Annotated in this window: 15 protein-coding genes and 1 pseudogene; 6 read left to right on the top strand and 10 right to left on the bottom strand. The window is 70.6% G+C overall.

Going from position 1 to position 14,840, the window contains the following annotated elements; translation table 11 throughout:
* Window positions 1-558 carry a VanZ family protein gene (locus ACIRVH_RS09225; RefSeq protein ID WP_403950009.1) on the top strand — a complete coding sequence of 186 codons (558 nt, stop codon included), beginning with the start codon at window positions 1-3 and terminating at the stop codon, window positions 556-558.
* Window positions 559-672: 114 nt separating this feature from the next.
* Window positions 673-876, top strand: coding sequence for a PspC domain-containing protein (locus tag ACIRVH_RS09220; protein WP_403950006.1), 204 nt, complete (start codon window positions 673-675; stop codon window positions 874-876).
* Window positions 877-953: 77 nt separating this feature from the next.
* Here the strand turns inward: ACIRVH_RS09220 and ACIRVH_RS09215 are convergent, their stop codons facing one another.
* Window positions 954-1,307, bottom strand: coding sequence for an ATP-binding protein (locus tag ACIRVH_RS09215; RefSeq protein ID WP_403950004.1), 354 nt, complete (start codon window positions 1,305-1,307; stop codon window positions 954-956).
* Window positions 1,308-1,458: 151 nt separating this feature from the next.
* Complete coding sequence (locus ACIRVH_RS09210) at window positions 1,459-2,634, bottom strand: adenosine deaminase (protein ID WP_403950001.1); 1,176 nt, start codon at window positions 2,632-2,634, stop codon at window positions 1,459-1,461.
* Window positions 2,635-2,755: 121 nt separating this feature from the next.
* On the opposite strand from ACIRVH_RS09210, the gene ACIRVH_RS09205 reads away from it, so the two are divergent.
* On the top strand, window positions 2,756-3,517 hold the full coding sequence (locus tag ACIRVH_RS09205; protein WP_403949999.1) for an alpha/beta hydrolase: 762 nt from the start codon (window positions 2,756-2,758) through the stop codon (window positions 3,515-3,517).
* Window positions 3,518-3,543: 26 nt separating this feature from the next.
* On the opposite strand, the gene ACIRVH_RS09200 is transcribed toward ACIRVH_RS09205, so the two are convergent.
* Window positions 3,544-4,503: a LysR family transcriptional regulator gene (locus ACIRVH_RS09200; RefSeq protein ID WP_403949997.1), complete on the bottom strand. Its 960-nt coding sequence runs from the start codon at window positions 4,501-4,503 to the stop codon at window positions 3,544-3,546.
* Between the two features lie 63 nt (window positions 4,504-4,566).
* On the opposite strand from ACIRVH_RS09200, the gene ACIRVH_RS09195 reads away from it, so the two are divergent.
* Window positions 4,567-5,856, top strand: coding sequence for an MFS transporter (locus tag ACIRVH_RS09195; protein ID WP_403949994.1), 1,290 nt, complete (start codon window positions 4,567-4,569; stop codon window positions 5,854-5,856).
* A 151-nt stretch (window positions 5,857-6,007) separates the two neighbouring features.
* Entirely contained in the window at window positions 6,008-7,021 is a 1,014-nt protein-coding gene (locus ACIRVH_RS09190) for a sigma-70 family RNA polymerase sigma factor (protein ID WP_403949992.1), read from the top strand.
* Here ACIRVH_RS09190 and ACIRVH_RS09185 read toward each other — a convergent pair.
* On the bottom strand, window positions 6,905-7,291 hold the full coding sequence (locus tag ACIRVH_RS09185) for an STAS domain-containing protein (protein WP_403950956.1): 387 nt from the start codon (window positions 7,289-7,291) through the stop codon (window positions 6,905-6,907). The genes ACIRVH_RS09190 and ACIRVH_RS09185 overlap by 117 nt on opposite strands.
* Before the next feature lie 68 nt (window positions 7,292-7,359).
* Between ACIRVH_RS09185 and ACIRVH_RS09180 the strand changes: the two genes are divergently transcribed.
* On the top strand, window positions 7,360-8,280 hold the full coding sequence (locus tag ACIRVH_RS09180; RefSeq protein WP_403949989.1) for an AEC family transporter: 921 nt from the start codon (window positions 7,360-7,362) through the stop codon (window positions 8,278-8,280).
* Window positions 8,281-8,342: 62 nt separating this feature from the next.
* On the opposite strand, the gene ACIRVH_RS09175 is transcribed toward ACIRVH_RS09180, so the two are convergent.
* The 6 genes and pseudogenes from ACIRVH_RS09175 to ACIRVH_RS09150 form a co-directional block, all read right to left on the bottom strand.
* Window positions 8,343-9,626, bottom strand: a complete 1,284-nt coding sequence (locus ACIRVH_RS09175; protein ID WP_393468036.1) for a thymidine phosphorylase — start codon at window positions 9,624-9,626, stop codon at window positions 8,343-8,345.
* A 72-nt stretch (window positions 9,627-9,698) separates the two neighbouring features.
* Window positions 9,699-10,044, bottom strand: a pseudogene (locus ACIRVH_RS09170) (cytidine deaminase).
* A gap of 56 nt (window positions 10,045-10,100) precedes the next feature.
* A complete protein-coding gene (locus ACIRVH_RS09165) occupies window positions 10,101-11,363 on the bottom strand; it encodes an ABC transporter permease (protein WP_403949987.1) in 1,263 nt (420 codons plus the stop codon).
* A complete protein-coding gene (locus ACIRVH_RS09160; RefSeq protein ID WP_403949985.1) occupies window positions 11,363-12,484 on the bottom strand; it encodes an ABC transporter permease in 1,122 nt (373 codons plus the stop codon). Before ACIRVH_RS09160 ends, ACIRVH_RS09165 begins: the two co-directional genes overlap by 1 nt.
* Window positions 12,481-14,154: an ABC transporter ATP-binding protein gene (locus ACIRVH_RS09155; protein WP_403950953.1), complete on the bottom strand. Its 1,674-nt coding sequence runs from the start codon at window positions 14,152-14,154 to the stop codon at window positions 12,481-12,483. Before ACIRVH_RS09155 ends, ACIRVH_RS09160 begins: the two co-directional genes overlap by 4 nt.
* Before the next feature lie 233 nt (window positions 14,155-14,387).
* On the bottom strand, window positions 14,388-14,840 hold a 453-nt coding region (locus tag ACIRVH_RS09150), incomplete at its 5' end, for a BMP family protein (RefSeq protein WP_403949983.1).

The following is a 14,840-nucleotide window of genomic DNA, read 5'->3' as shown; positions in this document are numbered from 1 at the left end:
GTGCAGCGTCAAGGCTCCATCGGCGGCAGTGCCGCGATCCGCATCCGTGTGACAGGGGGTGTCCTCCTCGTCGCGCACCTCGGGCTCGTCGCCTGGCTGATGCTGCGACCTCTGGACGTCCCCTGGGTGATGCCCGCCAACCTGCGCCCGCTGGCCGGAATCCGGGCCGATCTGGCGCTGGGCTGGCCCGAGGCCGCCAGACGCCTCGGCGAGGGGCTGGCGCTGCTCGCGCCGCTGGGTGTGCTGCTGCCGATGTCCGGCAGGCTCGACGTCTCCCCGCTCACCTCCCTGGTCCGTACGGCGGCCACGGGCGCCCTGATCTCGCTGGGCATTGCCCTGTTGCAGACCGGGGTGCCGGGCAGGGTCGTGGACGTCGACTCGCTGCTGCTGAACACCGTGGGAGTGATCCTGGCCCACCTGGCCGTGGTGCCCGCGGGCCGGGCCTGGCTGCGGCGCCGGGGCGAGCGCGCACCCCACGAGGCGGAGCAGGTCACCGTCCAGGAGGACCTCCCTCAGGGTCGTACCCCGACGATTCCCAGGGTCGGGATCGCCCCGTAGAGCGACGCTTCGCCCCCCTTCGTCTCCGTACCGTGGAGGACAGTTGAGGCGATCGACGGGAGAGCCTCACCCGACGCGTCAGCGAACGAGCGATCAACCCAGAAGGAGCCGCAGATGTCCAGCCTCGCCCGCCCCACCCACGGCCGCATGATCGGCGGAGTGTGCGCCGCGCTGGCCCGGCGCTTCGGCACCTCCGCGACGACGATGCGGGTCGTCTTCCTGCTCTCCTGCCTGCTCCCCGGCCCGCAGTTCCTGCTCTACATAGCGCTGTGGATCCTGCTGCCGGCGGAGGACCAGGCCAAGGCCACCGCCTGGTGAGTCCGGGCACGCGAACGCCGCTGGGGCGCCCCGGACCTCTCCGGGGCGCCCCAGCGGCGTCGTGCGCGCGGCGGACGTCAGCCGAGCGGGATGCCGTTCACCGGCACACCGTGCGTGGGCAGACCCTGCAGCGGCAGTCCGCCGAGCAGGCCGGCGGCCGGCGCGGTCGGGCCGTCGGCGAGGACCTTCTGCACGGTCGGCTGCGCGGCGGCCAGCCCACCACCGAGGGCACCCTGCCCCTGGGTGAGCGCCTCAGTGGCGCCCGGCAGCGCCTTGCCGACGTTCTCGGCCGGCAGCGTCCTGGTGACGGTGTCCAGGGCCTGCGAGGTGTCGGGAAGGGCCGGGGCCGCGTTGGCCGCGCCCGCACCGACGGCGGCGAAGGCGGCACCGAGGGCGGCGACACCGAGGGTCTTGGCAGCAGACTGCTTCATGGTGAATGCGTCCTTGAATGCGGAGACAGGAGACAACAAACGTTCTGAGCGGTCCACGACCGTAAACATGCCGGACCGCCGCCCGCAAACACCGAAATGCGGACGACTTGTGAAAGCGCGTCCGCATTTCGTGCCGTCGTTCGCCCCGCCGCTACCCCTCGGATCCGGAAGAACCGCTGGTGGAGGCGGTCTGCTGGAACAGCCACTCGGATTTCAGCTCTGCATATCCGGGCTTGACCACGTCATTGATCATCGCCAGCCGTTCATCGAAAGGAATGAACGCTGATTTCATCGCATTGACGGAGAACCATGCGAGATCGTCGAGCGTATAACCGAACGCCTCGACGAGATGCTCGAATTCCCGGCTCATGCTGGTGTGCGACATCAGCCTGTTGTCGGTGTTGACCGTCGCCCGGAAGTGCAGGCGCCGCAGCAGCCCGATCGGGTGCTCGGCGTAGGAGGAGGCGGCCCCGGTCTGCAGGTTGGAGCTGGGACACAGCTCCAGCGGGATGCGCTTGTCACGGACGTAGGAGGCCAGCCGCCCGAGCCGCACCGAGCCGTCCTCGCGGATCTCGATGTCGTCGATGATCCGCACCCCGTGCCCGAGCCGGTCGGCACCGCACCACTGCAGCGCCTGCCAGATGGACGGCAGTCCGAAGGCCTCGCCGGCGTGGATGGTGAAGTGGTTGTTCTCGCGCTTGAGGTACTCGAACGCGTCCAGGTGCCGGGTGGGCGGGTAGCCGGCCTCGGCGCCGGCGATGTCGAAGCCGACCACACCCAGGTCCCGGTAGCGGTTGGCGAGTTCGGCGATCTCCAGGGCACGGGCCGCGTGCCGCATGGCGGTCAGCAGCGCGCCGACCCGGATGCGGTGGCCGTTCTCCCGGGCGAGCCGCTCGCCCTCCCGGAAGCCCTCGTTGACCGCCTCGACGACCTCTTCGAGACTCAGCCCGCCCTCCAGGTGCTGCTCGGGGGCGTACCGCACCTCCGCGTAGACGACTCCGTCCTCGGCGAGGTCCTCGGCGCACTCCCGGGCGACCCGGACGAGCGCCTCCCGGGTCTGCATCACGCCGACGGTGTGCGAGAAGGTCTCCAGATACCGCTCCAGCGAGCCGGAATCGGCCGCTTCGCGGAACCAGATGCCCAGCTTGTCGGGGTCGGTCTCGGGGAGCTGGGAGTAGCCGGCCTCCCGGGCGAGTTCGACGACGGTTCCGGGGCGGAGCCCGCCGTCGAGATGATCGTGCAGCAGAACCTTGGGGGCCCGGCGGATCTGGTCCGGCGTCGGGACGTGCGTCGGGACGGTCCCAGTCGGTGCAGTCTGGCTCGTCATTGCCGCACTGTAGCGCCTACGCGCGTAGAGAGCCGCTGTACGGCATGTACTTTTCCGTCGATATTTAACGGTGACCGCACGGACGGGTTTCGTACACCGTCGCTTCTGACACTGTTCTGTCATGGGACAGCAAGCGACGCCGGTCCGAACGGCCAGGCTGGGAAGGGCAGTCGGCCCGGAGCCGACGTCAGTGAGCGGAGCGGTGCTGCTGCTCCCCGGGGGCGAGGAGGTCTCCGCCCGCAGGCCGTCGCCCCTCCAGGCGACGGCCCTCGTCCGCTCCCTCGGCCGCAGGTTCGCCCGCGCGGGCCGCGCGGAGGGCTTGGCTGTCCATGCCGTCCACTACCGCTACCGGGGCTGGAACGGCAGCGAGGCGCATCTCGCGGGGGACGCGGAGTGGGCCGCCGACGAGGTCGTACGGCGGTACGGGGACGTTCCCGTGTGTCTGGTCGGACTCGACATGGGCGGACGGGCGGCGCTGCGGGCCGGCGGGCACGAGGCGGTGAACTCGGTCGTCGCGCTCGCGCCCTGGCTGCCGGAGGAGGACGTGGCCGCGGCGGTCGAGCCGGTGAAGCAGCTGGTGGGGCGGCGGGTGCTGGTCGTGCACGGCACGAACGACGAACGGACCGACCCCGAGTTGTCGTTCCGGCTGGCGGCTCGCGCGAAGAAGGCGAACCGGGACGTGTGCCGGTTCGAAGTGCACTCCGACGGTCATGGGTTGCATCAGCATCGGGACGAAGTGCTGAGTCTTGCGGTGGACTTCGTGATGGGGGCGTTGTTCGGGTGTTCGGTGTCACGGCCTGTGGAGGACGCGCTGGCTGCTCCACCGCCCATCGGGCTTCGGATGCCGTTGGCTGCGGGGTTCGGTAAGTCGTTGAGACGGTAGGCATGTCCGACACGGCCCCGTACCCCTCAGGGCAGGAGACTTCCCCTTCTTGAGAGCAGGAACTTCTTGAAGGCGGCCACGGGGGGTGTGTCCGGGCGGTCGGCCAGCCACGCGACGCCGATCTCCCGGGCCGCCCTCGGAGCCGTCACCGTCAATTCCACGACGCCCGGTCTCGGGACGGTCGGCGGGGGCAGGAGGGCGACACCCAGACCCGCCGCCACCAGACCCCTCAGGGTTTCCGCCTCCTCGCCCTCGAAGGCGACCTTCGGGCGGAAGCCTGCCTCTCTGCACAGGTCGTCGGTGATGCGGCGGAGACCGTAGCCGGGTTCCAGGGTGACGAAGGTTTCGTCCGACGCCTCGGCCAGGCGGATGCGGCGGCGGGTGGCCAGGCGGTGGTCGGCCGGGACGACCAGCCGGAGTTTCTGTTCGTCCAGGCGGCGGGCGACAAGGTCGGGCGCGTCGGGGACCGGAGAGGTGAGGCAGAGGTCCAGCTCTCCTGCCCGCAGCCGCTCCAGCATCGCCTCGCCGTAGTTCTGGACCAGGCTGAAGCGGATGCGCGGGTGGTCGGCGCGGAAAGCGTGCAGCAGGCCGGGTACGGTCTCGGCGCCCATGGTGTGCAGGAAGCCGAAGGCGACCTTGCCGGTGGCCGGGTCGGCGTCGGCGCGGACCTCCTCGGCGGCGCGCTCGACCTCGGCGAGGGCGCGCTCGACGGAGACGAGGAAGGTGCGGCCGGCGGTGGTGAGGGAGACCGTACGGCCGTGGCGGGCGAACAGGTCGACGCCCAGGTCCTGTTCCAGGCGAGCCATCGCGCGCGAGAGGGTCGACTGGGGGACGTTCATCTCGTGGGCGGCGCGGGTGACGTGCTCGGTGCGGGCGACGCCTGCGAAATAGGCGAGGCGGGGGGCGAGCAACCTCGACATCTCGGCCATGTCTTCTGTGTCACTGGACGGTGACAGTCGTGCCTGTGAGCTCTGCTGATGCACCATGGGAACGATTATGGCGAATCCATGCATTGGACGGATGAACGGATCCGTACGTAGCTTCGAGGCATGTCTCCCGCCAGTACCGGGGCGTCCACCAGCGTGGACGCCGTCTCGCCCGTCCGTTCCTCCGACTCCGCGTCCGACTCCCGCATGGCGCCGGGCGGCCCCGGCTACCACCGGATGAGCTTCGCCCTCTTCCTCGCCGGAGTCGCGACCTTCGCCCTCCTCTACTCCACGCAGGCTCTGCTGCCGCTGATCTCCGGGGAGTTCGGGGTCGCAGCGAGCGAGGCGAGCTGGACGGTGGCGGCCGCGACCGGCGGTCTGGCGCTGTTCGTGCTGCCGATGAGCGCCCTGTCGGAGCGCTTCGGCCGCCGTACGGTGATGACGGCCTCGCTGGCGGTCGCGGTGAGCGTCGGGCTGCTGGTGCCGTTCGCGCCGTCGATCGGCGCGCTGGTGGTGCTGCGGGCGGTGCAGGGCGCGGCGCTGGCCGGTCTGCCGGCCTCCGCGACGGCGTACCTGGCCGAGGAGGTCCGGCCGAAGGCGCTGGTCACGGCGATCGGGCTGTTCGTGGCGGGCAACAGCGTCGGCGGGATGAGCGGCCGGGTGATCACCGGCTGGGTCGCCCAGGAGTGGGGCTGGCGGGTGGCCGTCGGTGTGATCGGCGCGATCGCGGTGGCCTGCGCGGTGGCGTTCCGGCTGCTGCTGCCGGCGCCGAAGCACTTCAGGCCCGGCTCGCTGCGCCCCCGCGTCCTGCTCGGCACGGTCCGCGACCACCTCTCCGACCCGCTGCTGCGCCGCCTGTACGCGATCGGCGCGCTGTTCATGACCGTGTTCGGCGGTGTGTACACGGTGATCGGGTACCGGCTGACGGAGGCCCCCTTCTCCCTCCCGCAGGGCATCGTCGGCTCGATCTTCCTGGTGTACCTGGTGGGTACGGTGTCGGCGTCGACCGCGGGCCGTCTGGTGGGCCGCCTCGGCCGCCGGGGTGCGCTGTACCTGGCCGGCGGCACGACGGCGGCGGGCCTGCTGCTCTCCCTGGCGGACTCCCTGCCCCTGGTCCTGCTGGGCCTGGTGCTGATCACCGCGGGCTTCTTCGCGGGACACGCGGTCGCCTCCTCGGCGGTCAGCAGGACGGCCACCCGAGGCCGCGCCCAGGCCTCGGCCCTCTACCAGTCCGCGTACTACGTCGGGTCCAGCGCGGGCAGCACGGTCGGCGCGATGGCCTTCCACTCGGGCGGCTGGGCCGGCACGGTCACCGTCGGCGTCCTCGCGATCCTCGGGGTCGTGACGATCACGGCCCTCGGCTCCCGGGCGGCCCGGGTGGCGGCCCGGCGGCAGCCGGTGGCGGCGCACTGAGCCGGCGCCAGGTCCGCTCAACTCCGTGAAGCAACCGGTCTGAACTGCGCTTTTCCGCGCTCGGGGGGCCATTGTCAGTGGGCTGCGGTAGCTTCCGAAGTGCTGGAGCGCGAAGGCGCGTGAACAGAACGGCCACAGGGGTGGGTGGACGATGGGCAACAGCACGGCGACGGCGGACCTGGACGTCGCACTGGAGAAGCACCGGACCGAGCTGACCGGGTACTGCTACCGCATGCTCGGCTCCTCCTTCGAGGCCGAGGACGCGGTGCAGGACACCCTGGTGCGGGCCTGGCGGAGCTACGACAAGTTCGAGGGCCGTTCCTCCCTGCGCTCGTGGCTGTACCGGATCGCGACGAACGTGTGCCTGGACATGCTGACGGCCGGGAACAAGCGGGCCCGCCCGATGGACCTCACCGACTCGACGCCCCTCGCGCAGGCGGCCCTCGCCCCCCGCCCGGACAACACCTGGCTGGAGCCGGTGCCGGACGCGCGTGTGCTGCCGACGGTCGAGGACCCGGCGGAGGCGGCCGTCGCCAAGGAGTCGATCCGGCTGGCGTTCATGGCGGCCCTGCAGCAACTGCCGCCCAAGCAGCGGGCGGTGCTGATCCTGCGCGAGGTGCTGGCCTGGAAGGCGAGCGAGGTCGCCGAGCTGCTGGACACCACGGTCGCCTCGGTCAACAGCGCGCTGCAGCGGGCCCGGGCGACGCTCGCCGAGCGGGAGCAGGCCGGTGCCGAGGCGGCGGTCTCCGACCCGCTCGACGAGGAGCAGCAGAAGCTCCTGGAGCGCTATGTGAAGGCCTTCGAGGGCTACGACATGACGGCGCTCACGGCGTTGCTGCACGAGGACGCCGTCATGACGATGCCGCCGTTCGACCTGTGGCTGACCGGCCACGACGACATCACCGGCTTCATGACCACGCTGGGCGCCGCCTGCGCCGGCTCCCGCCTGCTGCCCGTGCAGGTCAACGGGCTGCCGGGCTTCGCCCAGTACAAGCCGGACCCGGAGGCGGGCGGCTTCACACCGTGGTCGATCCAGGTCCTGGAGATCTCAGACGGCCGGCTGACCGGGTTCCACTTCTTCCTCGACACCCAGCGCTGGTTCCCGCTCTTCGGCCTCCCCCTCCACCTGGAAGCGGAGCCCGACAAGATCGAGGAGGGCGTGTAGCGCGGGGTCCGGGTCGCGCAGCCGTATCCGGCCCCCGGCCCGCCGTGCGGCCAGCTCCAGCCGGGCGAGCAGATCGACCACGCCCAGACCGGGCGGCCCCAGCCCGCCCACGTCGCAGACGACGGTCCCGGCCCCGGTGACCTGCAGCAGCGCCCGTACGTCGTCGCACAGCCCCGTCACCTCGTCCCTGGTGACGGGGCCGGCCGGCACGAGCACGGCAGGTGTCCTCTCATCCACGTGCGGTAGACCGGCGAGCAGCCCGTAACTCATCGCGCCGGCCCGCACCCGGGCGGAGATCACATTGACCCGCCCCCCTGCTCCGCCGGAGGGTGGGCTCCGTGCAGGGGGTGCTGAGCGGGTTCGCGGTGATCGCGGTCGTCATCGGGGTGGGGTATGTACTCGGGCGGCGCGGTTCGCTCGGCGACCAGGGCCGCGAGGTCCTGACCGCGCTGGCGTTCACCGTGGCGGGCCCGGCGCTCCTCTTCACGACCCTGGCCAGGGCCAACCTGTCGGTGCTGTTCTCCAGCCGGCTCCTGGTGACGGCCCTGAGCACGGCAGCGGTCTCCGGGGTCTTCGTGGCGATCGGCGCGCTGCGCCGCTGGGGCGTGGGCCGCACCACGATCGGCGCCCTGTGCTCCGGCTACGTCAACTCGGGCAACCTGGGCATCCCGATCGCCGCGTACGTCCTGGGTGACGCGTCCCTGGTGGCGCCGGTACTGCTCTTCCAGGTCGTCCTGGTCACCCCCGTCGCCCTGACGGTCCTCGACCTCTCGGGGATGGGCGAGAAGGGCACGCTCGGGCGCCGTCTGCTGACCCCGCTGCGCAACCCGATAGCGGTCGGCTCTCTGTCGGGCGTCGTGGTGTCGGCGGCAGGCTGGAAGGTCCCCGATCCGGTCATGGACCCGCTCACCCTGATCGGCAACATGTCCGTCCCGGCGGCCCTGCTGGCCTTCGGCATGTCCCTGCACGGCAGCAAGGCCCCCGGCCGGGGCCGCGACCGCCGACCGGTCCTGCTGTCGGTGGCGTTGAAGTCGCTGGGGCAACCGCTGGTGGCGTGGGTGCTGGCGCGGGGCGTCTTCGACCTGCACGGCGCCACGCTCCTGGACGTGGTGGTGACCTCGGCCCTGCCCGCCGCCCAGAACCTGTTCACCTACGCCAGCCGCTACCGGGTGGCCGAGTCCCTGGCCCGGGAGTCGATCCTGCTGTCGACGGTGGTGTCGGTGCCGGTGCTGGTCGCGGTTGCGGCGGTCCTGGGGTGACACGACGAAGGGGACCGGTGCAGATCCACCGATCCCCTTCGCCCGAGCGGGAAACCCCCTGATCAGGCAATGCGCTCCAGCACGACCGGCGAAGCCGTGAAGTCCGTGCCCGGGGCCGCGATGTCGTACGAACCCTCGACCGCCTGGAGTGCGTACTCGAAGCGCTCGGGGGTGTCCGTGTGGAGGGTCAGGAGGGGCTGGCCCTCGGTGACCGTGTCGCCCGGCTTGGCGTGCATCTCGATGCCCGCCGCAGCCTGCACCGGGTCCTCCTTGCGGGCGCGGCCCGCGCCGAGGCGCCAGGCGCCGACACCGATGTCGTAGGCGTCCAGGCGGGTGAGGACGCCGGAGGAGGGGGCCTTGATGACGTGCTGCTCGCGAGACGTGGGCAGCACCGCGTCCGGGTCGCCGCCCTGGGCCGCGATCATCCGGCGCCAGACGTCCATCGCCGAGCCGTCGGCCAGGGCCTTCGCCGGGTCCGCGTCCTTCACGCCGGCGGCGTCGAGCATCTCGCGGGCGAGCGCGATCGTCAGCTCGACGACGTCCGCCGGGCCGCCGCCGGCCAGGACCTCGACCGACTCACGGACCTCGAGGGCGTTGCCCGCGGTGAGGCCGAGGGGGGTGGACATGTCGGTCAGCAGGGCGACCGTCTTCACGCCGTGGTCGGTGCCGAGGCCGACCATCGTCGAGGCGAGCTCCCGCGCGTCCTCGATCGTCTTCATGAAGGCGCCCGAGCCGACCTTCACGTCCAGGACCAGGGAGCCGGTGCCCTCGGCGATCTTCTTCGACATGATCGAGGAGGCGATCAGCGGGATCGCCTCGACCGTGCCGGTGACGTCGCGCAGGGCATACAGCTTCTTGTCGGCGGGGGCGAGGCCGTCACCGGCCGCGCAGATGACGGCGCCGGTGGTGTCGAGGACGTGCAGCATCTCCTCGTTGGAGAGCAGCGCACGCCAGCCCGGGATCGACTCCAGCTTGTCCAGGGTGCCGCCGGTGTGGCCGAGGCCGCGCCCCGAGAGCTGGGGGACGGCCGCACCACAGGCCGCCACCAGGGGCGCCAGCGGAAGGGTGATCTTGTCGCCGACGCCACCCGTGGAGTGCTTGTCGGCGGTCGGGCGGGACAGCGAGGAGAAGTCCATGCGCTCCCCGGAGGAGATCATGGCCGCCGTCCAGCGGGCGATCTCGCGGCGGTTCATGCCGTTGAGCAGGATCGCCATGTTGAGCGCGGCCATCTGGTAGTCGGCGACCTCGCCGCGGGTGTACGCGTCGATGACCCAGTCGATCTGCTCGTCGGTCAGCTCACCGCGGTCCCGCTTGGTGCGGATGACGGAGATGGCGTCCATGGCCATGGCTGATGGCTTCCTTCCGGGAGGTGCGAAGTGCACGGCCCCCCTGCGCAGGTCAGGGGGGCCGTACGGGAGTTACTTGGTGAGATGGTCCGGGCCGAAGGCCTGGGGCAGCATCTCGGAGAGCGACAGGACGCCCGCCGGGGTGTCCAGCAGCAGGTCGGGGCCGCCGAACTCGTAGAGCAGCTGGCGGCAGCGGCCGCACGGGACGAGCAGCCCGCCCGTGCCGTCCACGCAGGTGAAGTGCGTGAGGCGGCCGCCCCCCGGTGCGCTGCAGCTGCGAGACCAGCCCGCACTCGGCGCACAGGCCGAGGCCGTAGGAGGCGTTCTCGACGTTGCAGCCGGTGACCGTGCGCCCGTCGTCGACCAGGGCCGCCACACCGACCGGGAAGCCCGAGTAGGGGGCGTAGGCGTGGGACATGGCCTCCCGCGCCTCGGCGCGCAGCGCCTCCCAGTCGAAGTCGGCGGCCGCGGCGGTCACTTGCCCTGCCCCTTCCGGTACGGCAGGCCGTCCGCCTTCGGCATGCGCAGCTTCTGCGCGGACAGCGAGAGGACGAGCAGCGTGACGAGGTACGGGGTCGCCGTCACCAGCTGGCGCGGAACCTCGTTGGTGGAGGAGTACCAGACGAACATCAGGACCGCGATGACGGCCGTGATGAGGGCGGGGACGTACTTCTTCTTCCACGCCTGGTAGGCGGCGCCGAACACCAGGAGGATCGCCAGCAGCAGGATCAGCGCGTGGACGTTCACCGTGCCGCCGCGCAGGTTGAGGCTGTCGGTGTAACCGAACAGACCCGCGCCGAGGGCCAGGCCGCCCGGCATCCAGTTGCCGAAGATCATCGCGGCGAGACCGATGTAGCCGCGGCCGGCCGTCTGGCCGTCGAGGTACACGTTCGAGGCGACGATGGACAGGAACGCGCCGCCGAGGCCGGCGAAGCCGCCGGAGATGATCACTGCGATGTACTTGTACTTGTACACGTTGACGCCGAGGGACTCGGCCGCCACCGGGTTCTCACCGCAGGAGCGCAGGCGCAGACCGAAGGAGGTCCGCCACAGCACCCACCAGGTCAGCGGGACCATGGCGACCGCGATCACGGTCAGCGGCGACAGGTCGGTGACCAGACCGCCGAGCAGGCCGGCGATGTCGGAGACCAGGAACCAGTGCTTCTCGTTGAGCGTGTTCAGCCAGTCCGACAGGCCCGGGATGCTGAACTCGCCGAGGGAGTCGATCGGCGGGGACTGCTTGGTGGAGCCCTGCGGGGCGTTGGCGAAGGTGAACTTCGACAGGTAGCGGGTCACGCCGAGGGCCAGGATGTTCAGCGCCACACCGGAGACGATGTGGTTGACGTTGAACGTGACGGTGGCGACGGCGTGCAGGACGGCGCCGAGCGCGCCGCCGATGATGCCGAAGACGACACCCACCCACGGGCCCCACTGGTAGCCGGCCCAGGCGCCGAACCAGGTGCCGAGGATCATCATGCCCTCGAGGCCGATGTTGACGACGCCCGCACGCTCGGCCCACAGGCCGCCGAGGCCGGCGAGGCCGATCGGGACCGCGAGCTGCAGCGCGGTGGACATCTGGCCGACCGAGGTGATGCCGTCCGCGCCGGTGATGATGCGGACGATCGAGGTCAGCACCAGCACGCCCGCGATGACCAGCAGGAGTACCGGGAGGGACATACGGCGGCCGCCCTTGCCGGGCTGCTTCGCCTGCGGCTTGGCGATGGTCGCGGTGGACATCAGGCAGCCACCTCCTTGTTGGTGTTCTGGGCGGCGGCCGCGGCCAGCTCGGCACCGACCTGGCGCTGCTGGCGGCGCAGGGCCCACTGCTGGACGGCCGCGTACGAGATGACGACCGCGAAGACGATCAGGCCCTGCATGATCGTCGCGATCTCCTTGTCGTACGCCACGGGGGTCGCGTAGTCGAGGGCGGGCGAGGCCTTGTCGAGGAAGGCCCACAGCAGGGCGGCCAGCGCGATGCCACCGGGGTTGTTGCGGCCGAGCAGGGCGATGCCGATGGCGGTGAAGCCGAGGCCCGCGGGGAAGCTCAGGCTGTAGGTGTGGGTGTCGCCGAGCAGCAGCGGCAGGCCGGCCAGGCCCGCGATGGCGCCGGAGATCAGCATCGAGGTCAGCACCATGCGCTTGGCGTCGACACCGGAGGCCGCGGCGGCGGTCTCCGAGGCGCCGGTGGCGCGCAGGTCGAAGCCGAAGCGGGTGCGGTTCAGGACGACCCAGTAGCCGATGCCGAGCAGGACGGCGAGGAAGACCAGGCCGTAGATCTCACCGACGTCCGAGCCCAGGTTGATGCCCGGGAACCAGCCGGACTTCTTCATGACGCCCGTCGTCACGTTGTCGCCGACCTGCACGCCCCACACGTCGGTGAGGGTGACGTAGCCGATGACGGCGGTGGCGATCGAGTTCAGCATGATCGTGGCGACGACCTCGCTGACACCTCGGGTGACCTTCAGGACACCGGCGATGCCGGCCCAGAACGCGCCGGTGGCCATGGCGACGATCAGCAGCAGCGGGACCTGCAGCACGGCGGGCAGGCCCACGTGCGCGCCGACGACGGCGGCCATCACCGCGCCGAGGCGGTACTGGCCGTCGACACCGATGTTGAACAGGTTCATGCGGAAGCCGAGGGCGACCGCGATGGCGGCGATGTAGTACAGGGACGCCTGGTTGATGATCAGCACCTGGATGTCCGAGTACGGCAGCTGCTGGAGCATCAGGATGTACGGCTCGATCGGGTTCTTGCCCGAGGCGAGCAGGACCACGGAGGTCAGCACGATCGCCAGGACGAGCGCGATGACCGGGCCGGCCACCGCGACGAGCACCCGCTCCTTGTCGAACTTCTTCATCGGGCCTCGTCCTCCGGACCGGCGTTGTCGTCGCCCTCGGGGGCGGTCTCTTCGTGCTCCAGGTGACCGGACGCGGCACCCGTCATGGCCGAGCCCAGCTCCTCCGGCGTGATGGTGGCCGGGTCGGCGTCGGCGACCAGCCTGCCGTCGTAGATGACGCGCAGGGTGTCCGACAGGCCGATCAGCTCGTCCAGGTCGGCGGAGATCAGCAGCACGGCCAGGCCCTCGCGGCGGGCCTCGCGGATGCGGTCCCAGATCTGCGCCTGGGCGCCGACGTCCACACCACGGGTGGGGTGGGCGGCGATCAGGAACTTCGGGTCGTGGCTCATCTCGCGGCCGACGATCAGCTTCTGCTGGTTGCCGCCGGACAGGGAGGCCGCGGTGACGTCGATGCCGGGGGTACGGACGTCGTACTCCTCGACGATCCGGCGGGTGTCGTCCTGGGCGCCCTTGGGGTTCAGCCAGAAGCCCTTGGCGTTGGGCTTCTCGGTGACGTGGCCGAGGATGCGGTTCTCCCAGAGCGGGGCCTCCAGCAGCAGGCCCTGGCGGTGGCGGTCCTCGGGGATGTAGCCGACGCCGGACTGACGGCGCTTGCGGGTGGGCCAGGGGGTGATGTCCTCGTCCAGGAAGAGGATCGAGCCGGAGTCGGCGTGCTTGGTGCCGATCAGCGCGTCGATCAGCTCGGTCTGGCCGTTGCCCTCGACACCGGCGATGCCCATGACCTCGCCGGCGTGGATGGTGAAGGAGACGTCGTCGAGGACCTTCTTGACCTCGCCGGCGGGCGCGAACTCGGTGAGGCCCTCGGCGGAGGGCTCCTCCTCCGTGCCCATGGAGACGGCGCCGCGGGCGTGCACGGTGAGGTTCCTGACCTCCAGCACCGCCCGGTCGGTCACGGTGGACTCGGAGGTCTCCGGGGTGGGCAGCTCGCTGCCGACCATCAGCTCGGCCAGCTGGCGCGGGGTGGTCTGGGAGGGGATCGCGGTCCCGACCGTCGTACCGCGCCGGATGACGGTGATGTCGTCGGCGACGGACAGCACCTCGCCCAGCTTGTGGGAGATGAAGATGACCGACAGGCCCTCGGACTTCAGCTCGCGCAGGTTGTCGAAGAGCGCGTCGACCTCCTGCGGGACCAGCACGGCGGTCGGCTCGTCGAGGATCAGGGTGCGGGCGCCGCGGAAGAGGACCTTGAGGATCTCCACGCGCTGACGGTCGGCCACACCGAGGTCCTCGACCAGCACGTCCGGGCGGACGCCCAGGCCGTAGCGGTCGGAGATCTCCTTGATCTTCTTGCGGGCGCCACCGCCGATGCCGTACAGCTTCTCGCTGCCGAGCACCACGTTCTCCAGCACGGTCAGGTTGTCGGCCAGCATGAAGTGCTGGTGGACCATGCCGATGCCGCGGGCGATGGCGTCGGCGGGGCTGGAGAAGCTCACCTGCTCGCCGTCGACCTGGATGGTGCCCTCGTCCGGCTTCTGCATGCCGTAGAGGATCTTCATCAGGGTCGACTTGCCGGCGCCGTTCTCGCCCACGAGGGCGTGGACGGTGCCCTTGCGGACCGACAGGCGGATGTCGTGGTTGGCCACGACACCCGGGAATCGCTTGGTGATGCCCGCGAGCTCGACCGCGACTGTCGACGGAGCGGTGAGCGGAGGGCTGCTGGACGCGTCGATGGCGCACTCTCCTCGGGAAAGGGGCCGCTCTACGCGCGTAGCGCCCCTGCTTTAAATAGTGCCCGGATCTGACCGACCTTGATCGAGAACTTCGCCCCGAGCAAGAATCCGATCCGTTCCGAGCATTCTGCCGCGCGAACGGGGTGCGGGCAGGTCATCCTCTCCGCACCCCGTTCCGTGGCCGTAACGCTGCCATTACAGCGTTCTGTTGGCCAAGGCCTCTGACTGGATCGTCAGGAGGTCTTCACCGTGATGGTGCCGTTCTTGATGCCTTCCTCAGCCTTCTTGACCGCGGCCTGCATGGCGGCGTTGCCCTTGAAGGTCGGGTTGGAGTCGGCCAGGCCGACACCACCGTTGTCCAGCGAGCCGCGGATGTCACCCGAGAGCGGCTTCTTGTCCTTGATGACGGACTTGGAGAGGTTGTAGACCGCGCCCTCGACGTTCTTCAGGGCCGAGGTCAGGATGTAGTTCTTGTACTTGGCCAGCGCGGCCTGCTTGTACTGGTCGGAGTCGACGCCGATGGCCCAGACCTTGTGCTCGGCGGCGGACTTGATCACACCCTGGCCGGAGAGGCCGGCGGCGGCGAAGAGGACGTCGGCACCCGCGTCGATCTGGCCGTTGGCAGCGTTCTCGCCCTTGTCCGGGCTGGCGAAGCCACCCTCCTGGGCGGTCTGCGTCAGGTACTG

Source organism: Streptomyces sp. NPDC101165 (genome assembly GCF_044768135.1).
Lineage (GTDB): Bacteria > Actinomycetota > Actinomycetes > Streptomycetales > Streptomycetaceae > Streptomyces.
Note: the sequence above shows the minus strand (reverse complement) of the source record. Positions and strands in the feature narration are given on the sequence as shown.